This is a genomic window from Nicoliella sp. ESL1120 (assembly GCF_058508515.1).
This window is the reverse complement of record NZ_CP196383.1, coordinates 1,228,513-1,251,471: the sequence shown is the minus strand read 5'-3', so window position 1 is coordinate 1,251,471 and position 22,959 is coordinate 1,228,513. Positions and strand designations below refer to the sequence as shown.

Below are 22,959 nucleotides of genomic sequence, written 5' to 3'. Positions count from 1 at the left end.
ATATTGATATCGCTTGCTTTTTTGATTAGAATAAACAAGTTATGTAATTTTTTATCAAGAAATCGGGTTAGAAAGTAGGAAATAAAAATGCAAGAAAGTCAAAGGGAATCTGAAGTGGAATTAGCTTCTGGGGATACAGAATCGCGAGATACAATGCTAAGGGGCTCCGCTTGGATGACCGCTGGTAGTATTTTATCTAGGATCTTGGGAGCAGTGTACATCATTCCATGGCGAATTTGGTTTGCAGGATTCTTCTTTCAGGCGAACGCCCTCTATGTTCAGGGATATAACGTTTATGGAGTGTTATTGATTGCAGCCATTGCAGGGATTCCATCTGCGGTTGCTAAACAGGTGGCTCATTATAATACTTTAAATGAATATGGAATCGGCTTTAAGCTTTATAAACGGGGGCTGTTATTATCGATCAGTACCGGAGTCATCTTTGCGGGATTGTTATACTTTGCAGCACCGTTTTTAGATAATGGCGATCAAAATGTAATTCCGGTAATGCGAGCGTTAGCGTGGGCAATCTTAATCATTCCTACAATGAGTTTAACGCGGGGCTTTTTTCAAGGGTATCAAGACATGGCGCCTTCAGCAATTTCGCAATTCGTGGAACAATTAGTTCGGGTTGCTTACATGTTGGTAACAGCGCTATTGATTATGCATCTTGGCGTGATCAAGGGTGATTGGATCACCGCTGTGTCTCAGTCTACTTTTGCTGCCTTTATGGGTGCGGTAGCGGGATTGTTAGTTTTAGGTTATTACTATTTTAAACGGCGGAATTACTACCGTCGCCTAGTTGATAATAGTAACAATCAATTAGAAGTTAAGACCATTCAACTATATCGAGAAATCATCACCCAAGCCGTTCCATTCATTATATTGGGAGCCGGCGTTTTGATTTTTCAATTGATCGATCAGTTTACCTTTTTTGATTTAATGCGGATTTTTAGGAATTATCCAGAAGTTGTTTTACAAAAACTGTTTGCCATTTATGCGGGAAATGCTAATAAGTTAGTGATGATTACGATTTCATTAGCTTCTGCATTGGCAATTACAGTAGTACCGTTGCTGTCTAAAGCTTATACTAATAATGATACTGACGGAATTCGTCGTGAAATTATTAGTGGATTGATTCTATTTGAATTTATTATGATTCCATCAGCGTTGGGGATGGCTGCCATTGCAGGACCGTTGAACCGTTTATTTAACGGAACTGGTTATGGTCATTTATCTGCTAATATCCTTTCGTTTTATTCAATTGTCTCGATCGTACTTGGTTTATTCACGGTCATTTCTGCTATCATGCAGGGGATTTATCAAAATAAATTGGCGGTTAAGTTCTTTATCATTGGGACCATTGTCAAATTAATCTGTCAGGTTCCAGCAGTTGCAATGTTTGGAACTTTCGGGCCGTTAGTATCAACTTTGCTGGGCTTCTTAGTAACAAATTGGTTAATTCTGCGTTCCTTGACGCGCCAATTTCATATTAGTTATCGGCTAGTGGTTAAGAGAACTAATCAAATTTTGCTGTTTTCGATTTTGACATACGTTACTGCTTTGATATCAGTTTTTGCGCTTAACTGGTCATTAGGACACTTTATGAATATTCAATCCACGGTGGGGAGTGGAATCGTGACCCTTTTTGCTGTCTGCCTGGGTGGCTTTGTTTATTTATACTTAACCTTAAAGACGCGTATCGCAGATCAAGTCCTAGGTGCTCGCATCGGGCGCTTAAGAACGACGCTACACATTAAATAAAAATCCCCCTAAGCTAATGGCTTAGGAGGATTTTTATTATGCTTCGTACGTCTTCATAAATTGGGGAATGTGATGAATAATTTGATGTGGTAAAACAACGTATTGGCTTTTAGCTAGTTGATCTGCAATGGCACTATGGGCATAAACTGCAGCAACGACGGCATTTTCCTTATTAGCGAATTGAGCAACAAAACCACCGACCATGCCAGCAAGCGTATCACCCATTCCACCAGTGGCTTGAGCAGGAGTACCAACTGTATTTTCATAAACCGCGTCTTTAGTATAGACTTGGGTTCGATGCGACTTTAAAACAACAATGGCATTTAGTTGATCGCGAACGGAGCGGTTCTTATTAGTATCTGACTGATCAGCAAGTTTGATTCCAGATAATCGTTGCCATTCAACTTGATGGGGAGTAAAGATCAAGTGGGCATCTGGCAAGGATAAGTGTTGGTTAGCTACCATTGTGATCGCAGATCCGTCAATCACTAAAAATTGGTTCGGCTTAACGGTTTCAAAAACCGCCTTTAAAACCGCTAACGCTTCATCATCAGTACCAAGTCCGCACCCAATTACGATTACATCCGCACCACTTATTGAGGTTTTTAAAGTAGCCGAGTCATGATAATCGGCCACCATTGCTTCTGGTAGTTGGGAGTGAATGCTGGTGCGATTGATAGGATCGGTCAAAGTCGTGACTAATCCCGCTCCTGAATAGACGGCGGCCATTGTGGCCATAATAATCGCACCACCGAAATTAGCGTTGCCACCAACTAGCGTGATATGGCCGTACGTACCCTTAAAACTATTATCAGGTCTAACTCTAATCGTTTGTTCGACGATCGATTTATTAATGTATTTCATTGTTTCCACCTCTTGAATTTATTATACCATTCTATTTTAGCTGCTTTAAACATGTCAACTATTTTAAGTTATGCTAAAATTGAAATAGCTACATAAATTTAGGAGGTTAATCTTTATGACTGTTGATTGGAAACAAAAAGCAAAGGCTTATCAAGAAGATTATTTACAAGATTTAAAGGAACTCGTATCAATTGATAGTGAACGTGATGATGAACACGCAACTGATGAATTTCCACTTGGACCAGGTCCTGCAGCTGCATTGGCTAAGTACTTAGAAATTGGGCAACGGGATGGTTTTAAAACCAAAAACTATGATAACTTAGCTGGTTATATTGAATACGGTGATGGTGATCAGACCCTAGGAATCATTGTGCACGCCGATGTAATGCCAGCTGGTGAAGGTTGGAACACCGATCCATTTGAATTAACGACTAAGGATAACGTTCTTTACGGGCGGGGGACTTCTGATGATAAGGGCCCCGGACTAGCAGCTTATTATGGCTTAAAGATGTTAAAAGATGCTGGGATTAAACCTAAATTTAAGATCCGCTTCTTAATTGGGACTGATGAAGAAAGTAACTGGACTGGAATCAAACACTATTTATCATTAGAACCAGCACCTGACTTTGGCTTTTCTCCTGATGCTGAATTTCCAGTCATTAATGGTGAGAAGGGAAACACTACTTTTGTAACCACATTTAGTGGTAATAATAATGGTGAAGAAGATACCGAATTTACCCTCCGTAGTTTTAAATCCGGATTACGTGATAATATGGTCCCAAGAGATGCGTTTGCAGTATTGGAATCTGATAATAATGAAAAGGTTTCAGATGATTTTACTAAATTCTTGGATTCATACCCAGTTAGCGGTGATTCTCAAGTTACCGATGGGGGCTTGCAATTGCACGTGATTGGTAAATCTGCTCACGGAATGGAACCAGACGATGGTGTAAATGCGGGGACTTATTTAGCACTGTTCCTCAGTCAATACCAATTTGCGGGTGATGCAAATAACTTTATTTCATTTATTGTTAATAAACTGCACGATGATTCCAGAGGTCACCATTTAGGGATTAACTTAACTGACGATGTAATGGGTGATCTAACAATGAACATTGGAATCATGCGTTTCGATATTAAGGATGGTGGAATGGTCAACACTAATTTCAGATATCCAAAGGGCATGGGACCCGCTGATATTATGAAGGGGTTAAATGCAGGTGCTAAGGGTGGCAAAGTGACCCAAGAAGATGATATGGGTCCCCACTATGTATCAGCCGATGATCCAATCGTTAAAACATTGGTCTCTGTATACAAAGACCTAAGTGGCGATGATGAAGCAAAGCCACACGTTGTTGGTGGAGGATCATTTGCACGGCTAATGGAAAGAGGGGTCGCTTTCGGAGCCCTTTTCCCATGGACTAAGAATACGATGCACCAAGCTAATGAATTTCAGCCAATTGATGATTTAATGTTAGCAATGGCGATTTATGGTAGTGCTTTAGCTAAACTGAATGAATAATAACTAAATCAAAAATCCGTCTAAGGTTAAATTCATGGTGAATTCAACTTTAGACGGATTTTAATTTTTAAACATTAAATTTTAGAACGGCAGCATCAATTTGTTTTAATACAATGGGCAGATTACTTGGATTTGATAAGTCATATTTTTGAAGGTCGATTTTAATCTTAGGACTTTCATCATATTCAATAAACCAATTTTGGTATGTTTCCCATAATCGATAATAATAATTCTTTAATTCGGGGTTCTTATCAAATTGTTCATATTCACGCCCTCTTTTTTTGATCCGATTAAGAATCGTGTCAAAATCAGCATAAGCATATACCATGAGGTCTTGATGGGGACTGGGAATCGAAGAAAGATCACTGCGCATGTTCATTAATAGTTCATTATAGACCGCAAGCTCAGTATCTGAGATATTACCATCGATATTATTCTGTTTTGTAAACAGGGCGTCTTCATACATTGAACGGTCTAAAACATTGTGATTTTGTTTTAATGCCCTTTTGATCATCTTAAAACGTTTGTTCAAAAAGAAAATTTGTAGTAGAAAACCATATCGCTTTGGATCACGATAGTATAATGGTAATACGGGGTTGTCACCTACAGGTTCATAATAAGGGCGGCTATTGAAGTGCTTAGCAAGTTTACCGGTCAGGGTCGTTTTACCAACGCCGATCATTCCAGAAGTAATTATCAAAATTTAACCTTCCTTTACTTAACAACATAAAATAGAAGGCACTTAACCAATTTAATTAGTTAAATGCCATTTTTAATGGGCTATTTGCTAGAGTTTTGACTAGTTGCTGATGATGAATCAGCAGCACTGCTTGAAGCATTACTAGCAGAGTCAGCATTAGAATCTCCATTTGGGTTTTGACCATTCGTTTGAATTAACCCCTTAATATCAGTTAATAATTGATCGGTAGTACTGATCTTAGTACTAGTATCGCGTTTAACAAGTTTATTAACGACTTTAACAATTATGAAAACTACAAATGCGATAATTAAGAAGTTAATGATGGAGTTAATAAAAGAACCTAGCTTAAAGTGGGCTTTGCCCACTGTGAACACGATTCCGGATAGATCAATTTTTCCTAAGAAAATTCCAATTAATGGATTGATCAAGTCAGAAGTAAGGGACTTAACGATAGCAGTGAATGCAGATCCAATAATGACCCCGACGGCTAAATCAATTACATTTCCTCTAGCAATAAAAGCTTTAAAATCTTTAAGCATAATGACTCTCCTTTGTTTAGCATAGCTAGATATTATATAATATATTTATATTCTAACAGATAATTTGTAAATCTTATAATAAAATGTAGAAATGGTGGTTTATTGAATAAAAAGGATTATATTTGGCTAATTGTTTTCATATTGATAGTGGTAATTACTACTTTTGTAATCACGATGAATTTAAACATTAGCGAATTTCAAATCATTACAACGTGGGTAATTGTTTGTATTTTGTTACAGATTACTTTAACTTCAGTAATTATTATCAAAACTAAACAAAAAATAAAACAGCAACATAAATCTGAAGATGAGGAATGATTAAAATTAAAGATAAATATTCACAAATTTTAAAGTCGTTCATGCGATTCGGAGTAATCGCTACTTTTAGTGTAACGACTTTTTCAGTTTTAGAAACTAGTGTTTACGCTAAAAAAGTTACAACTAAAAAAGTGGTAACAGCCGTTAATGGTAATCAAAGCCAAACGATTAACTTAATTTTAAAACCACGCTCTGAAAATCAACTGAGTAATTATATCGATCGCACTGTTACGCCGGGTAACGATAATTACCGTAAGTACTTAACCCCCAAACAGTTTGCTAAAACATATGGTCAGTCTAGTGGGACGATTAACGTTATTACTAAGTATTTTAAAAAGTATCATCTTAAGACGACCGTGTATTCTGGGAACTTAAACGTTAAGATTACCGGTAAAACTAAGAATGTTGAAAAGGCATTCAAAGTTAAGCTAAATAATATTAAGGTAACTGGGGATAGTTATCAAAAAACTAATCATAAGTATAAGTTACCTAACAATATTAACAACAAGACGTTAGGCATATTTGGATTGAATAATAATACTTATACTAATCCTGAAAAAACAATCACTGCAAAACTATCTAGTCAACAAAGCAAAATTAATACTTATCAGGGAGCGCCTCAAAAATTTATGGATACCTATAATGCGGGAGCGCTTTATAAGAATAACCACGTTGGCGCAGGGCAAACCATCGGAATTATTTCATTTGCGAAGTTCCATGCTAGCGATGCAAATAAGTTTTGGGACTCAGAAGGAATTCCTGCCAAGGCGAACCGAATTAAAACCTATCAAATTGGGAAGAGTTCCTATAATGGTGAGGATGAAACAGCAATGGATGTTGAGCAAGCTGGTGCAGTTGCTCCTAAAGCCAATATTAATGTTTACGTAAGCAATCCATCCGCAACTGGAATGATCAATTCATTTGCAACTGCGATTTCCAAAAATGTGGTCAGCACCCTATCGGTTAGTTGGGGACAAAGTGAAAACCAGGTTAAAAGTCAGATTAAAAGTGGGCTACTACCAGCTAACTATAATCAAATTATGAATTTATTATTCCAACAAGCTGCGGTTCAAGGGATTAGCGTATTTGCTTCTTCTGGTGATAACGGTGCTTATGATGGGATGGGTGAGAATCGGTACCCGAAGTTAACGGTTGATACACCAGCTAACTCACCATATGTAACTGCAGTTGGTGGAACAACGTTACCAAGAAACTACACTATTAATGGAAAGAAATATACTGTTGCTCAAGAACGAGCATGGAGTAATGACTTTCTATATCCTAAATTTGATAATCAACCAACGTTAACACCTACTAAGAACCCTGCCAAGTGGATAACAAGTTACTTTTCAGGTGGTGGTGGGGGCTTTAGTACACTCAATTCTGTCCCTGATTACCAATCTGGCTTTAGTGGGGTTGGAACATTTCGGGCGAGTCAAATTTGGGAATATAGTAAGGGCTATTTGAACCGCTTAAATAATCCCCAAACGATCATTGGAACTCGTGAAGGACGGAACCTTCCTGATATTTCTGCCAATGCTGATCCAAATACAGGCTATTCTTCTTATCATAATGGAAAATGGTTCGTTACAGGTGGCACTAGCGTGGTCAGTCCCCAAATTGCAGGGATGGCTGCTGTTATCAACAGTGCGCAGGGGAAAAGAATGGGCTTTTGGAATCCGCAAATTTATCGGTTTGCAGCGGCTTCTAACTCACCATTTACCCCGTTAGATAGCGCGACTAATAATAATAATCTTTACTATACGGGACAACCTGGTAAATTATATAACCAAGCAACTGGATTAGGAACGGTTGACTTTGGTAAATTAAATACTGCCTTTAGCAATCAAAAATAAGAATAACGCCCATGATGGGCGTTATTTTTTTACAATATTTTTACAGCCTTTTTACAGTAAACCGAACTTTAAGATGATCTTTATTTCTAATTGTTCGTGTTTTTGTTGACGGATTTCCATTCAATTGGTATCATTAAAGTACCAAATTAATAAAGGAGACTTTTTGATGGAAGTTGCACTCGTAATGGGATCAATCTCAGATTGGCCAGTAGTAAAGCAAACTGCTGAAATGCTTGATAGATTAGGAGTTAGTTGTGATAAGCACGTCATTTCTGCTCATCGGATGCCAGAACAATTACAGGAATTTGGCTCTAAAGCAAAAGACGAACATTATCAGTTGATTATTGCTGCTGCTGGCGGTGCTGCCCATCTCCCTGGGATGATGGCTGCTAATACTACGCTTCCAGTGATTGGAATCCCAGTTCAGACCAAGGCTTTGAACGGGATGGATTCATTGTTATCAATGGTTCAAATGCCATCTGGAGTTCCAGTTGCGACCGTTGCGATTGGTAATGCTGGTGCTAAGAACGCAGCAATCTTAGCTGCTCAGATCATTGCATTACACAATCAAGATGTAAATCAAAAACTAGTTCAGTTCAGAAATGAACAAACCGAGGAGGCTATCAAGAGTAATGACCAACTCAATTAAGACTATTTTGCCACCAGCCACCATTGGAATCTTAGGGGGTGGCCAATTAGGCCAAATGATGGCACTAGCCGCTAAGTCAATGGGATATAAAGTGGGCATCTTAGATCCAACCCCAGGGGCACCTGCAGCCCAAGTTTCTGACTTTCAAGTCGTGGCTGATTATGATGATCAAGCCGCACTCGAAGAATTGGCTCAAAAATCAGACGTTTTAACCTATGAATTTGAAAACGTTGATCAAAAAGCCCTTTCAAAAGTGACGAACTTAACTGATGTCCCCCAAGCAATTGATGAACTAACGATTACTAGTCATCGGCTGCATGAAAAGAATTTCTTAAAGGATAATGGCGTTCCAGTGACTGAATTTGCCGCTGTCAACACGGCTGATGATCTAAAACAAGCGGTTGCGACGATTGGTTTTCCGGGCATTCTCAAGACCTGTGAGGGTGGTTATGATGGCCATGACCAAATCGACATCAATGATCAATCAGATGTTGAAAAAGCGCTTAGCCAGTTGAACGATCGTGAATGGATCTTTGAAAAGAAACAACCATTTGTAAAGGAAGTTTCAATCATGGTCACAAGGGATGCTAGTGGCAAGATCATTCCATTCCCATTGAGTGAAAATATCCACAAACACCACATCCTTCATACCAGTATCGTTCCAGCGCGCGTCGATTCAGAAGTGCACGAACAAGCCAGTCAAATTGCAACTAAAATTGCCGATGGCTTAGCACTCGTTGGGGTATTAGGGATTGAATTTTTCTTAATGGCTGATGGACGACTATTGGTCAACGAATTGGCACCACGTCCCCACAATTCAGGCCATTATTCGATCGAGGCCTGCAATGTTTCACAATTTGAGGCCCACATCAGAAGTATTTGTGGACTCGAAATTCCCACAATTACCCAAGACCACAAAGCAGTGATGGTCAATTTATTAGGTGATAACCTTACAAAAGCGCGCGAAGGTTTACCAACGAACCCCGCATGGCACTTCCATGATTATGGGAAGGCTGAAATTAGACCAGGTCGCAAGATGGGCCACATCACCGTAATCGGGGATTCATTCGACGATTTATTAGCACAAGTTAACCAATTTAAATAAGGAGTGCATTCAAATGGCATTAGTTGCTTCAGGAAAAACCAAAGAATTATACACTACAGACGATCCGAAAGTATTACGCGTTCACTACACTAACCACACCACTGCAGGTGATGGGGAAAGAAATGAATTGATCGAAGATAAGGGAGCAGTCAATAACCAAATTTCGAGTTTGATTTTTGGCTACTTGAATTCCAAGGGCGTTGCGACCCACTTCGTGAAACAATTGGACGCCACTGATCAATTGAACAAGAGCGTTCACATGATTCCACTAGAAGTGGTAATTAGAAACCTTGCTTCAGGGCATTTCCAAAAACGGTTTGGAACTAAGTATTTACAAGCCCTAAAGAAGCCAGTCGTAGAATACTTCTTTAAGAGCGACGAACTCCACGATCCATTGGTTAACGATTCTGATGCCGAAGCACTTGATATTGCGAGTGAAGACCAATTGGTAACGATGCGTGAGACCGCCTTAAAGGTTAACCAGTTAATGAAGCAACTATTTGAATCAATGAACATCATCCTAGTTGACTTTAAAGTTGAATTTGGGATCACTGATGACGGCCAAATTATCCTTGCTGATGAAATTTCACCCGATTCATGTCGTCTTTTAGATGCTGACACAAAGCAATCCCTAGATAAGGATGTGTTCAGAAAGCAAACTGGTGACATGATGACTGGTTATCGCGAAATTCTATCAAAATTACAAGCAGCGCTACAATAGGGGGATTTTTAAAATGTATTTAGCTAAAATCTATGTTACGCACAAACCATCAATTCTAGATCCACAAGGTGAAGCTGTTAAGAATGCTTTACACCGTTTGGATTACACTTCAATCGAATCCATTTCACAAGGAAAGTTCTTTGAAGTAAAGATCAAGGCTGATAGTAAGGATGCTGCGGTTAAAACGATCGAATCAATTTGTAAAGATTTGTTAGTGAACCAAAACATGGAAACCTACCGTTATGAAGTAGAGGAAGGATAGAGACCAATGAAATTCGCTGTAATTAGTTTTCCCGGTTCTAACTGTGATTGGGATATGTATTACGCAATTAAAGATGCGCTTGGTGAAGATGTTGACATGGTCAGATCAGATGAAACTAATTTGGATCAATACGATGGCGTAATGATTCCTGGTGGCTTTTCTTATGGTGACTACTTAAGAAGTGGTGCGATTGCTCGTTTTGCACCCGTTATGCCAGCGGTCAAGAAATTAGCAGATGCTGGTAAGCCAGTCCTTGGGGTCTGCAATGGATTTCAAATCTTAGTTGAAGCTGGGTTATTACCAGGGTCACTGCAAAATAACGTTAGCATGGAATTTATTTCTGATTGGGCCCCTTTGAAGGTGGTCAACCCCAACACGATGTTCACGAACGGCTATCAACCAAATCAAGTCATTAACATTCCCATCGCCCATGGGGAAGGAAATTACTACTGTGATGATGCAACGTTACAAGAATTAAAGGATAACCATCAAATTGTCTTTACTTACGAAGATAATCCGAACGGCAGTTACGAAAACATTGCTGGAATTACCAACAAAGCAGGGAACGTTTTGGGAATGATGCCCCATCCTGAAAGAGCGGTTGAAGCCATCTTAGGTGGGACCGACGGCCTAACTTTATTCCAATCAATCTTAAATCAAGTGAGGAGCTAATAGCAGTGCAAAAACAAGTTGAACTTTCCCCCGAAGAAATTAGAGATCAAAAAATTTATCGTGACTGGGGATTAACTGATGGCGAATATGATTTAATTTCCAAAAAACTTTTAAAACGCCTCCCAAATTTTACTGAAACTGGTTTGTATTCTGGAATGTGGAGTGAACATTGTTCTTATAAGAACTCCAAGCCCATTCTACGTAAGTTTTGGACCAAGGGCTCCCGCGTGATTCAAGGGCCTGGTGAAGGGGCTGGGGTGTTAGACATTAACGATGGCCAAGCCGTTGTCTTCAAGGCCGAAAGTCATAATCACCCAAGTTTCGTGGAACCATACGAAGGGGCTGCGACCGGAGTGGGTGGCATTATCCGTGACATCTTCTCAATGGGTGCCAAGCCAATTGCTTCACTCGATAGCCTCCGCTTTGGTGAATTGTCTAACCCTAAGAACCGCTTTTTATTAGATAAGGTCGTAGCTGGAATTGCCGGTTACGGTAACTGTATCGGGATTCCAACCGTCGGTGGTGAAATTAGTTTTGACCAGTGCTACGATGGTAACCCACTTGTCAACGTTATGTGTGTCGGAATCATGGATCAAGCCGATATTGAAGCTGGGCGGGCTCATGGAACTGGGAACTCGATCATCTATGTTGGTGCAAAGACTGGGCGCGATGGAATCAATGGTGCGACCTTTGCTTCTAGTCAATTCAGTAAGGAAGAAGAATCCGACCGTTCTGCCGTTCAAGTCGGGGATCCATTCATGGAAAAGCTCTTGGTCGATGCCTGTCTCGAAATTACGCACAACCACAGTGATATCCTAGTCGGGATTCAAGATATGGGAGCCGCTGGGTTGGTCTCATCTTCTGCTGAAATGGCTGCCAAGGCTGACAGTGGAGTCGATTTGAACTTAGACCTCGTGCCCCAACGTGAACAGGGAATGACGCCTTATGAAATCATGCTTTCCGAATCACAAGAAAGAATGCTCCTCTGTGTTAAGAAGGGCCATGAACAAGTCGTTTTAGATGTTTTTGAAAAGTACGGCTTAGATGCAGTCGTAATTGGGAACGTTAATGATGATGGCCAGTATCGACTTTCTCAACACGGTCAATTGGTTTGTGATATTCCAACCAAGACCTTAGTCGATGACGTTCCAGAATACACCCACCCACTAGTTGAACCAGCTCGGCTCAAAGCCCCCGTTGCTGAATTTACACCTGAATTTGATGATTTAGGGGCAATGGTCAAGCAAATTTTAGGCCAAGCAACGATTGCTTCGAAGCAGTCTGTTTATCGCCAATACGATAGTCGGGTTCAAGCCAACACCGTCTTAGCACCCGGAAGTGATTCCGCAGTGGTTCGGATCCGTGGCACTAAGAAGGCGCTTGCGATGACGACCGATTGTAACGCCCGTTACATCTACTTGGATCCATTCCAAGGGGGTCAGATCGCCGTTGCCGAAGCCGCTAGAAATATCGTGGCGAGTGGCGCACTGCCAATTGGGATTACCGATTGTTTGAACTTTGGGAACCCCGATGATCCTGAAAGCTACTTCGAAATGAGCAAGTCTGCTGAAGGAATCGCAAAGGCCTGTGAACAATTCGATGCACCCGTAATTGGCGGGAACGTTTCACTTTATAATGAAACTGATAATCAAGCGATTTACCCAACCCCATTAATTGGGATGGTCGGGTTGATCGAATCAAACGACAATATTACTAAGTCGGATGCTAAGGCTGCTGATGAACTCGTCTACGTAGTCGGCAAAACCTTTGATGACTACAGTGGTTCAGAAATTCAAAAGTTATTAGCTGGTAAGATCAGTGGTAAGATCGACCACTTTGACTTAGCAACTGAGGCTGAAAACCAAAAGCTCGTTCATGAAGCAATTGTCAACAAGCTCGTTGACAGTGTCCATGACGTTAGCGAAGGGGGACTGATCGTGACCCTCTTAGAAACCCTGTTTGCAAACGGTCTCGGCTTTAACGGGAAGGCTGACTTGACCCGTGAACAACTATTTGCGGAAACCCAATCCCGCTTTGTGATCACCGTTGCCAAAGCCGACCAAGCAGCATTTGAACAACTAGTTGGCAATCACGCGACATTATTAGGGACGACCACTGATGATCATGAATTGAACCTAGCATTAAGCAACGATAATTTAAAATTAGATGTAAATGAAATGAATCAAATTTGGAAAGAGGGACTCTCATGGCTAATGAAGTCAAAAGCTTAAATGATGAATGTGGTGTCTTTGGAATCTGGGGGACTCCTGATGCAACTCGCTTAACATACGACGGGTTACATGCATTACAACATCGGGGGCAAGAAGGGGCTGGAATTGCCTCTAATGACCATAACCAACTTCATAGATACCGCGGTTTAGGTTTATTGGCCCAAGTATTTGAAGACCCACAAACGTTGGAAATCTTGAATGGAAATTCAGCAATTGGTCATATTCGCTATGCCACTGCTGGAAGTCACAGCATTAACAACATCCAACCATTCTTATTTGAAAACACCAAGAATCACTTCGCCATTTCGCATAACGGGAACTTGACGAATGCGGATACGTTAAAGAAGGAATTAAAGGCCAAGGGTGTTCAATTCCAATCCGACTCCGATAGTGAACTCTTCGGGGACTTGATCGAAGTTTCTGAAATGGATGACTTCACTGACAAAATCAAGGATGCTGCGAACCGAATGCACGGTGGTTTTGCATACGTCTTGATGTCAACCGATGCAATGTATGCGATCAGTGACCCTAACGGCTTACGGCCATTGGTAATGGGGAAGCGTGCCGATGGTAGTGTCGTGATCTGTAGTGAAACCTGTGCATTAGACCAAGTCAAGGCCGAATTTATCCGTGACCTCGAACCAGGGGAATTGATCAAGGTCGACAACGACGGGATTAAGATCGACCATTATACAACTGACACCGAATTAACAGTGTGTTCGATGGAATACGTTTACTTTGCCCGTCCAGACTCCGTAATTCACGGGGTCAGCGTCCACGAAGCTAGAAAGCGCATGGGAGCCCAAGTTGCCCGCGAACATCCCGTTAAGGCTGACGTCGTAATCGGGGTGCCCAACTCATCACTCTCCGCTGCGATTGGGTATGCCAACGAAAGTGGAATCCCATACGATATGGGAATGATCAAGAACCAATACGTTGCTCGGACCTTCATCGAACCAACCCAAAAGAAGCGTGAACGCGGGGTTTCAATGAAACTATCCGTGGTCAAGCCCGTTATTGAAGGCAAGGACATCGTCTTAGTCGATGATTCGATCGTGCGGGGAACCACTAGTCGCTACATCGTGCAATTATTGCGGGATGCGGGTGCGAAGTCGATTCACGTGCGGATTGCGTCTCCTGACTTGAAGTTCCCATGTTTTTACGGAATCGACATTCAAAAGCCAAGTGAATTGATTGGGGCTAACTACAGTGTTGATGGCATTCGTGACCAAATCGGGGCCGACTCACTCGGCTACCTTAGTGTAGAAGGGTTGATCGATTCGATCGGCTTGAAGTCTAATAACAAGTACCACGGGTTATGTACGGCCTACTTTGATGGTAAGTACCCCACCCCACTTTATGATTATGAAGAAATGTATGCAAAGGAAGCAAAGCGTTTACACCTATATGAAGGGATGAATTAGATGGCCGACCAATATAAAGAAGCGGGCGTTGACATTGAAAGTGGCGCCCAAGCGGTTAACCAGATCAAATCGATCGTAAAATCCACCCAGGATGCAAATGTGATTGGTGGCATCGGTGGGTTTGGTGCCGAATATAGTTTGAAGGACAGCTTTACGAAGTTCAAAAACCCAGTTTTGATCTCTGGAACTGACGGGGTGGGGACGAAGTTGTTGTTAGCAATTCAAGCCCACCTCCACAACACGATCGGAATTGATTTAGTTGCAATGTGTGCAAATGACATTTTGGCCCAGGGTGCAGAACCACTCTTCTTCTTGGATTATGTCGGGGTCGGCAAACTAGACCCTGCTCAAATGAAGGAGATTGTTTCTGGAATCGCGGATGGGTGTAAGCAAGCTGGCTTATCACTAATTGGTGGTGAAATGGCTGAAATGCCTGGTATCTACACCAATGGTGACTACGATTTAAGTGGGTTTGCCGTTGGGATTGGTGATAAGGACGAATTGTTGAGTGCTGACAACGTTAGGGAAGGCGACGTCTTAATTGGCCTGGCTTCTAGCGGGGTGCATTCAAATGGTTTTTCGTTGGTCCGTAAGATCATCAAAGACGCAAAGCTAGACGTTGATAAGACCTATCCTGGGTTCGATCAGTCGTTGATCAACGCGTTATTAGAACCCACTAAGCTCTACTACCATGCGGTCAACCCATCGATTCAAGCCGATTTGATTCACTCGATCGCCCACATTACGGGTGGGGGGATCGCTGATAACCTTTCACGCAGCATTCCAGATGACTTGACCGCCCAGATTGACCGCAGTAGCTGGCAAGTCCCAACGCTCTTTAAGGCACTGCAAGAATGGGGTCACTTGGACACAAGTGATATGGACCAGGTCTTCAACCAGGGAATTGGAATGGTATTAGTGGTTCCAAAAACAAACGTGGCCGCCGTTGAAAAGAACTTAGCGGCACAATCACAAGCATATTATCAAATTGGTAAGGTGGTGAAACGCAATGCAGCAGCAGTCGAAATCAACTAATGCCAAGCCCCTTCCAGTCGCCATTTTCGCCTCTGGGAACGGGACCAATTTTGAAGCGATTGCGAAGGCTGATTTACCGATCGATATTAAACTATTGATCTGTGATCACCATGATGCATACGTTTTAACGCGGGCCGCTAAGTTCGGCGTCCCAGCATTGGTGGTGGAAGCAAAGAAGGGTGTTACTAAGCAACATCGCGAATCGATCATGTTGACCCACTTACGGGCCGCTGGGGTCGAGGCCATCTTTTTAGCTGGCTACATGCGCATCATTGGCCCGACTTTATTGGATGCTTACCCCAAGAAAATCATCAATATTCACCCGGCATTACTGCCTAATTTTCCAGGATTGCACGGAATTGAGGATGCTTATGCAGCCAACGTTTCCAAAACTGGAGTGACAATTCACTATATTGATTCTGGGGTCGACACGGGTCAAATTATCGCCCAACAAAGTGTTGATCGGTACCCAGATGATAAGATTGAAGATTTAGAAACTAGGATCCATGATGTTGAACATCAACTATATCCAAACACAATTTTTGAACTAATAAAAAAAGGAGTGCTCTAAATTGAAAAAGTTAGCATTATTAAGTGTTTCTGATAAAACTGGAATCGTCGATTTCGCCAAACAACTGGAAGAACGTGACTACGAAGTGGTTTCCACTGGCGGAACTTTGAAAGCATTATTGGATGGTGGGGTTGACGCAATCTCAGTTGAAAAAATTACGAATTTTGATGAAATGCTTGATGGTCGGGTTAAGACTCTACACCCCCGCATTCACGCTGGAATCTTAGCGCGTCGTGATAACAAAGAACATATGCAACAAATTAAAGATCAAGGCATCGATCCAATCGACTTAGTATGTGTGAACCTCTACCCATTCAAAGAAACGATTGAAAAACCAGACGTAACCGATGCTGATGCAATCGAAAACATCGATATTGGTGGTCCTTCAATGTTAAGAGCAGCTGCTAAGAACAGCCAAGATGTGATCGTCATTACCGACGTGAACGACTATTCTGAATTCATTAAGCGCTACGACGCCGATGAATTAGATGCTGCTTACCATCGCCACTTGGCTGCGAAGGTCTTTCGTCACACTGCAGCATACGATGCCTTGATCGCTCAATACTTAACCAAGGAAGAATTCCCAGAAAAGCTCACTTTAACTTACGAAAAGGTTCAAGACATGCGTTACGGTGAAAACAGTCACCAAAAGGCTGCTTACTACAGTGAACCAATTCCTGAAAAGTACTCACTTGCAAACGCCAAGCAACTCCATGGGAAAGAATTATCATACAACAACGTCCGTGATGCTGATGCTGCACTGCGGATCATCGCTGAATTCCCAGAAAAGCCTGCGGTAGTGGCATTAAAGCACATGAACCCATGTGGAATCGGGACTGCTGATGACCTATTAACTGCTTGGAACCTGGCTTATGAATCAGATCCTGTTTCCATCTTTGGTGGAATCATCGCTTTGAACCGCGAAGTCGACCTAGCCACTGCTGAAAAGATGCACGCAATCTTCCTAGAAATCGTCATTGCTCCTTCATTTACCGATGAAGCTTACGACGTCTTAGCTAAGAAGAAGAACATTCGACTATTGACGTTGCCATTTGGACCAATCGATCCTAAGGGCAAGGACGAAGTGAGTGTGCTCGGTGGGATGTTAGTTCAAGACCGCGACCTCCTTCACGAAGCGCCAGCTAACTTCAAGGTTGTTTCCAAGGTTCAACCAACCGCAGCTCAATTAAAGGCATTGGCATTCGGCCAAAACGCCGTTAAACACGTTAAGAGTAACGCCATCGTTGTTACGACTGATAGCCAAACCCTAGGAGTAGGGGCTGGGCAACCGAACCGAATCGATTCAACTAAGATTGCGATCGAAAAAGCTGCTGACAAGCCTAACTTTGCCAACGCCATTTTAGCTTCCGATGCATTCTTCCCAATGGATGATTGTGTTGAATTTGCTGCTAAACATGGAATCAAGGCCATCGTTGAACCAGGTGGAAGTATCAAGGACAAAGATTCAATTGCAAAGGCCGATGAACTCGGTATCGCATTAGTATTCAGTGGCGCCCGTCACTTTAAGCACTAATATATTTGGGAGAGATTAGGATGGAAAATTGGCTTTTGGTTGGTTCTGGTGGTCGTGAATATTCAATCGCAAAGAAGTTAGTTGAAAATGGCGATCGAAACGTTTACGTAGCTCCAGGAAACCCAATGATGAATCAAATTCAAAACGTGGGGACCGTTGACATTGATGAAATGGACTTTCAAGCCCTGGTGGAATTTGCAAAGCAAAATCACATTGACTGGACGATTGTGGGCCCCGAAGCCCCATTATCGATGGGAATCGTGGATGTTTTTAGGGAAAATGGTCTTAACATCTTTGGTCCCACTAAGGTTGCTGCTCAATTGGAAAGCTCCAAGGCCTATGCAAAGCAGATCATGGCAAACCGTGGCGTGGCTACTGCTGCCTACCAGGAATTTCAATCGGCAGCTGCAGCAATCGAATACGTTCGTAAGGGCAGCTTTCCGGTGGTGATCAAGGCGAACGGCCTTGCCGCTGGGAAGGGTGTCATCATCGCTAAGGACGAAGCGACTGCCGTGGATTCGATTAATCACCTCTTTGAACTCAAACCTGATTCTGAAGTATTGATCGAAGAATTCATGGCGGGGCAAGAATTTTCCTTTATCGTAATGGCGAACGGTACTAATGTGGTCCCAATGCGGATTGCCCAAGATCACAAGCGGCTCAAAAACGACGACCAAGGACCTAACACCGGTGGGATGGGGGCTTACAGTCCCGTTCCACAGTTTAGCCAGTCCGTAGTGGATGGGGCAATGAAGGATATCATCATGCCCGTCTTAGAAGAAATGAAGGCCCAGGGGCATCCTTTTACCGGCTTTCTCTACGCCGGCTTGATTCAAACTAAGACCGATACTAAGGTGATCGAATTCAACGTGCGGATGGGTGATCCAGAAACCCAGGTTATTTTACCCCAATTAGAGGATGACTTCGGGTCCGTAATTGAACAATTAATGGCAGGGAAAACTGTGAAACCAAAGTGGCAGACTGGTCAATACTACTTAGGAGCAGTGATTGCCGCTGCCGGTTATCCAGCTGAACACAAGGACCACTTACCATTACCACGTTTTAATGATGATCAGATCAGCGTTAGTTATGCCGGGGTCGCTGAAGTTAATAACAAACTCGTCAGCCATGGTGGCCGAGTGTTGATGGTCATTGCCAACGATTCAGACTTAAAGCAAGCTCAAACCAAAGTAAATTCAGCACTGAGCCAATTTGTTAATTCTAATGACTATGAGTACCGAACTGATATTGGTAGTAAAGCTTTTAAATAATAATCCAAAAGAAGCTGGATTTTTTAAAATCTAGCTTCTTTTTTTGTTGTTTTTTCTTTTATGATTTGGCATGATAGACTGTATATAAACAAAATTAGTGGGTGAAAAAATGGAAACGATTCGTTTGAACAACATGCAATTTCATTCCCACATTGGGGTATTGCCTGAAGAACGCGTTGTCGGGCAGGATATTCAAATCGATGTGATAATGAAAACCAACTTTAAACAACTAGTAACATCTGATGACGTAAAGGATACTTTGAATTACGGTTTGGTATTTGATGAGGTTGCTTCCGTAGTGGCCAACAGCCGTGTCGAATTAATTGAAACCTTAGGGGCAAGCATCATTGCCGAGGTTCAAAAGCACCACGGTGCGCAATTGGATCGCCTGATCGTCAAAATCAGAAAAATCGCCCTGCCAATCGACGGGGTTTTGGATAACGTGGAAATTGAATTGGAAAGGTAATTATTTTGACAACTGCATATTTAAGTTTAGGGAGTAACCTAGGCGATAAGCTAAACGAGCTTCAACAAGCTATCGACCTATTGAATCAAGCTGCTAATGTCACCGTTACTAAGGTCTCTGATGTTTATCAAACATCGCCAGTCGGTGGAGTGAAGCAGGATGACTTTTATAACATTGCGGCCCAAGTTCAGACCAGTTTGAGTGCCGAACTGCTTTTGAGTTTGATTCATTCAATCGAACAAAAACTCCATCGGGTCAGAAAAATTCACTGGGGACCTCGGACGTTGGATATTGATATTATTTTATTCGGCAACGAACATATCGTTAGCGAGACACTGGTGGTTCCCCACCCAGAAATGAATAATCGTAAGTTTGTTTTACGACCATTGATGCAGATCTATGACGGTGATGCTACTAAATTACAAGCGGCCTATGATCGAATCGATGGCCAAGAAATTGAAGGGATTGGAAGTTTGATCAAGTTATGAATGAAGAACAACAAAATAAAATCGAATCAGCAGTTAGGGACATCCTAACAGCGGTCGGCGAAGATCCCGATCGTGAGGGACTAGTTGAAACCCCCAAGCGGGTGGCCAAGATGTACGGGGAGGTTTTTTCATCCCTTAATAACCAGTTTACTAATTATAAGGTCTTTAATTCAGACGTTGAGGATAACGGGACCGTGATCGTCCGCGACATCCCATTTTATTCGATGTGCGAACACCACTTATTACCATTTTTTGGCAAGGTGACCGTGGCATACGTCCCACGGGATGGTAAAATTATCGGCTTAAGCAAGATTCCGCGCTTAGTCGACTTTGTGGCTAGTCGGCCCAGCGTCCAGGAAAACATTACCCACCAAATTGGGGTCCAACTAGATGACATTCTTCATCCGAAGGGGGTCGCCGTAATTGCCGATGCTCGCCACATGTGCATGGAGATGCGGGGGGTTAAAAAAGAAGCCGGCAGCACTAGAACCACTTATTATCGAGGCATTTTTAAGGATCCAACCACTAAACGTGAATTGTTAGAAGAAATGAGGCTGAACTAGTTGAATAAGGAATATCAAGATGGACTCAATCAAATTAACCACACTATGAAATACGATGGAATGGAACGGATCGACCTGCTCAGTAAAATTGTTAATAAGATAGTTGAAAATCAGCCGAAAAGAACCGTTATCCGTGTGGCTGGAACTAATGGAAAGGGAAGCACGGCTCAGCTGATCAATAACATTTTATTATCAGCTAACAAATCAGTCGGGCTATTTACCAGTCCATACATTCTAGATCCCCTAGAACAAATTCATTTGCAGGGCCACCAAATCACTTCAGATCAATTCTTATCAGCCGAAAAAGCAGTTCGAACGAAGGTAAGCCAACTGGGAATCGATTTTGAAAATGACATTTCTGAATTTGAGACCTGGTTTTTGATTGCGGTGCAGTCGTTCATTATGGCCAAGGTTGATTTCATGATCTTGGAATGTGGAATGGGTGGTGAGTTGGATGCGACCAATGCGATTGACCACTCGGACTATAGCATTTTTACTTTGATTGGGTTGGACCATTTTAAATTCTTGGGGGACACGCTCGAACAGATTGCGACAACGAAGGCGCGGATGATTCGTGAAGGTGAACAGGTCATCAGTTATCCGAATCAGCCTCCCGTAGTGGCGAAAATTATTGACCAAGTGGCCAATGCCCGCCACGCTTCGGTTAACGTTGCTAATGATATTAAAACATTCGATGTGATAATGAGTTCTCCTACTGATTTCATGGCTTTATTATTGGTCTATCATGATTATGTGCTGCCACTCACCACTAATTTACACGGCAGGGCACAGTCTGAAAACATCAAGCTGGCCATTAAGTGGTGGGAAGTCTATGAACGTGATCACCCCGATTCAATTGATAGGGGGCAATTATCAAAAGGAATTGAAGTGACTAAAAAGCTCGGATGCTTTAGCACCCTTTCGAATGGGTGGATCGTTGACGGGGCTCATAATCGAGATGCCATCCGTGCATTCGTAGATACCGTTAATGAGTTAGGGACACAACAAGTTAAATTGATTATGGTCGGTTTTTTAGCTGATAAGGAAGTCGAACAATGTGTTCATGAATTACAGGGGATCAAACACGCCATTTTTTTGACCGTGACACCTGATAATCCAGATCGCAGCTTACCTGCCGAAGAACTATATAAATTGTTCCAAAATGAACCGGAAGTCAAATTTGGTACCAATTCGGTCTTTAATGTGGAAACCATTGCTGAGGCGGCCAAAACATTTGATGAAATTGATCCCAAATCAGAAGATTTAAAATTAGTCGTTGGCTCCTTTTATACGGTCAGGGGCGTGATGGAAGTGATCAACGGAAAGGAAGCTTAACATGCCAGTTAAAGAAGTACCCATGCAAAACCAAAATGATTTAATCAACATTGAGATTCCACAAGCTTATGTGAATGAGCGACTACGTAATTTGTTGCAGCTCTTACACATTAACAACTGGGGGGCCGATCCACTATCAATGGTGATTAGCAAGGTTCAACTACACCAACTCCTAAACAGCAAGGAAATCTTGCATCCCGATTTAGTTACTGAGCTGACCGCCATTTACAAACGTCACCAAATTATGCTGCGGGGGGCTAACTTTGCGTTGGACCTTACCATCGATCCTGCGGTAATGGCCATTTTAAATACTAGTCCTGATTCCTTTTTTGACGGCGATGCGACCCTAAACGATCAAAAGATTTTGACCAAGGTCGAATCATTTATGGCTAATAACACTAAGATTATTGATCTAGGGGGCCAATCAACGCGCCCTGGTTATCAAGAGATCACTCCCGCAGTGGAGATTAAAAGAACCGTTCCCTACATTAAAATGATCAAAAAAGCCTTCCCTGAGGCCATCATTTCTGTCGATTCATATAAACCCGATGTAATTAAGGCTGTCTTGGATGCTGGGGCTGACATCATTAACGATGTGAACGGATTTGAAGATAATCCCGCCAAGCTAAAATTGGTTGAAGAATACCATCCTGCATTGGTTGCGATGTATAATAATCGGATTAGTCAATGGGGACCAGACCAACTACCGAAGTTCTTTGCTAATCGGAAAAAGACGTTCGATGAAATTGGCATTCATGATGATAACTGGGTCATTGATCCAGGAGTTGGGTTCTTGGCTAAGGATAGTCAGGCTACAGATATCGACTTGATCAGAACGATTCGGGAATTGAGTGAAATGAACATCCCAACGTTAATTGCCATCTCGCGCAAGAGCATGTTCAAGAAGTTGTTTGGCATAGATGCTTCGCAAAACATTTGGTCCACCCTGGTGGCAGAATTAATGATGGTCCACATGGGGGGCCAAATCATTCGAGTACACGATTATGAAGAGACTAACCTAATGTTACAGATGCGTAAGCAACTAGAATTTCCAAGGAGCGATCAATAG

The 22,959-nt window shown here is 42.1% G+C and carries 19 protein-coding genes and 2 pseudogenes; 18 read left to right on the top strand and 3 right to left on the bottom strand.

Translation table 11 applies throughout. From position 1 onward, the window contains the following. The first annotated feature begins 87 nt into the window (after positions 1-87). Positions 88-1,764 carry a putative polysaccharide biosynthesis protein gene (locus ACSYTE_RS05350; protein WP_491716426.1) on the top strand — a complete coding sequence of 559 codons (1,677 nt, stop codon included), beginning with the start codon at positions 88-90 and terminating at the stop codon, positions 1,762-1,764. A 36-nt stretch (positions 1,765-1,800) separates the two neighbouring features. Here the strand turns inward: ACSYTE_RS05350 and ACSYTE_RS05345 are convergent, their stop codons facing one another. Then, positions 1,801-2,628, bottom strand: a complete 828-nt coding sequence (locus tag ACSYTE_RS05345; protein ID WP_491716425.1) for an NAD(P)H-hydrate dehydratase — start codon at positions 2,626-2,628, stop codon at positions 1,801-1,803. Positions 2,629-2,743: 115 nt separating this feature from the next. Between ACSYTE_RS05345 and pepV the strand changes: the two genes are divergently transcribed. Continuing rightward, positions 2,744-4,150, top strand: a complete 1,407-nt coding sequence (gene pepV, locus ACSYTE_RS05340) for a dipeptidase PepV (protein ID WP_491716424.1) — start codon at positions 2,744-2,746, stop codon at positions 4,148-4,150. 67 nt (positions 4,151-4,217) lie between these two features. On the opposite strand, the gene ACSYTE_RS05335 is transcribed toward pepV, so the two are convergent. Next, positions 4,218-4,853, bottom strand: a complete 636-nt coding sequence (locus ACSYTE_RS05335; protein WP_491717303.1) for a deoxynucleoside kinase — start codon at positions 4,851-4,853, stop codon at positions 4,218-4,220. Between the two features lie 185 nt (positions 4,854-5,038). After that, positions 5,039-5,389: pseudogene (gene mscL / locus ACSYTE_RS05330) on the bottom strand (large conductance mechanosensitive channel protein MscL); the annotation flags it as partial. 314 nt (positions 5,390-5,703) lie between these two features. Here mscL and ACSYTE_RS05325 point away from each other — a divergent pair. From ACSYTE_RS05325 to folP, 16 genes and pseudogenes are all read left to right on the top strand, one after another. Then, a complete protein-coding gene (locus ACSYTE_RS05325; protein WP_491716423.1) occupies positions 5,704-7,563 on the top strand; it encodes a S53 family peptidase in 1,860 nt (619 codons plus the stop codon). Positions 7,564-7,726: 163 nt separating this feature from the next. Then, positions 7,727-8,212 (top strand): 5-(carboxyamino)imidazole ribonucleotide mutase, encoded by a 486-nt coding sequence (gene purE / locus ACSYTE_RS05320; RefSeq protein WP_491717302.1) that lies wholly within the window; start codon positions 7,727-7,729, stop codon positions 8,210-8,212. Beyond that, positions 8,196-9,317 carry a 5-(carboxyamino)imidazole ribonucleotide synthase gene (purK, locus tag ACSYTE_RS05315; RefSeq protein ID WP_491716422.1) on the top strand — a complete coding sequence of 374 codons (1,122 nt, stop codon included), beginning with the start codon at positions 8,196-8,198 and terminating at the stop codon, positions 9,315-9,317. Before purE ends, purK begins: the two co-directional genes overlap by 17 nt. A gap of 13 nt (positions 9,318-9,330) precedes the next feature. Beyond that, the gene (purC, locus tag ACSYTE_RS05310; RefSeq protein WP_491716421.1) at positions 9,331-10,038 is read left to right on the top strand and encodes a phosphoribosylaminoimidazolesuccinocarboxamide synthase; all 708 of its coding nucleotides are present in this window, start codon (positions 9,331-9,333) and stop codon (positions 10,036-10,038) included. 13 nt (positions 10,039-10,051) lie between these two features. After that, positions 10,052-10,300 (top strand): phosphoribosylformylglycinamidine synthase subunit PurS, encoded by a 249-nt coding sequence (gene purS, locus ACSYTE_RS05305; RefSeq protein ID WP_491716420.1) that lies wholly within the window; start codon positions 10,052-10,054, stop codon positions 10,298-10,300. Positions 10,301-10,306: 6 nt separating this feature from the next. Beyond that, positions 10,307-10,972 (top strand): phosphoribosylformylglycinamidine synthase subunit PurQ, encoded by a 666-nt coding sequence (purQ, locus tag ACSYTE_RS05300; RefSeq protein ID WP_491716419.1) that lies wholly within the window; start codon positions 10,307-10,309, stop codon positions 10,970-10,972. A 5-nt stretch (positions 10,973-10,977) separates the two neighbouring features. Then, on the top strand, positions 10,978-13,203 hold the full coding sequence (gene purL, locus ACSYTE_RS05295; RefSeq protein ID WP_491716418.1) for a phosphoribosylformylglycinamidine synthase subunit PurL: 2,226 nt from the start codon (positions 10,978-10,980) through the stop codon (positions 13,201-13,203). Next, entirely contained in the window at positions 13,179-14,627 is a 1,449-nt protein-coding gene (gene purF / locus ACSYTE_RS05290; protein ID WP_491716417.1) for an amidophosphoribosyltransferase, read from the top strand. The genes purL and purF overlap by 25 nt, the downstream gene beginning before the upstream one ends. Then, on the top strand, positions 14,628-15,662 hold the full coding sequence (gene purM, locus ACSYTE_RS05285; RefSeq protein WP_491716416.1) for a phosphoribosylformylglycinamidine cyclo-ligase: 1,035 nt from the start codon (positions 14,628-14,630) through the stop codon (positions 15,660-15,662). It begins immediately after the preceding gene. After that, a complete protein-coding gene (gene purN, locus ACSYTE_RS05280; protein WP_491716415.1) occupies positions 15,637-16,233 on the top strand; it encodes a phosphoribosylglycinamide formyltransferase in 597 nt (198 codons plus the stop codon). Before purM ends, purN begins: the two co-directional genes overlap by 26 nt. Position 16,234: 1 nt before the next feature. Continuing rightward, on the top strand, positions 16,235-17,767 hold the full coding sequence (gene purH / locus ACSYTE_RS05275; RefSeq protein WP_491716414.1) for a bifunctional phosphoribosylaminoimidazolecarboxamide formyltransferase/IMP cyclohydrolase: 1,533 nt from the start codon (positions 16,235-16,237) through the stop codon (positions 17,765-17,767). 20 nt (positions 17,768-17,787) lie between these two features. Next, on the top strand, positions 17,788-19,038 hold the full coding sequence (gene purD, locus ACSYTE_RS05270; RefSeq protein ID WP_491716413.1) for a phosphoribosylamine--glycine ligase: 1,251 nt from the start codon (positions 17,788-17,790) through the stop codon (positions 19,036-19,038). 109 nt (positions 19,039-19,147) lie between these two features. Further along, positions 19,148-19,504 (top strand): dihydroneopterin aldolase, encoded by a 357-nt coding sequence (gene folB, locus ACSYTE_RS05265; protein WP_491716412.1) that lies wholly within the window; start codon positions 19,148-19,150, stop codon positions 19,502-19,504. 5 nt (positions 19,505-19,509) lie between these two features. Then, positions 19,510-20,555, top strand: a pseudogene (gene folE / locus ACSYTE_RS05260) (GTP cyclohydrolase I FolE). After that, positions 20,556-21,890 carry a bifunctional folylpolyglutamate synthase/dihydrofolate synthase gene (locus ACSYTE_RS05255; RefSeq protein WP_491716411.1) on the top strand — a complete coding sequence of 445 codons (1,335 nt, stop codon included), beginning with the start codon at positions 20,556-20,558 and terminating at the stop codon, positions 21,888-21,890. It begins immediately after the preceding pseudogene. 1 nt (position 21,891) lies between these two features. Beyond that, entirely contained in the window at positions 21,892-22,959 is a 1,068-nt protein-coding gene (folP, locus tag ACSYTE_RS05250) for a dihydropteroate synthase (protein WP_491716410.1), read from the top strand.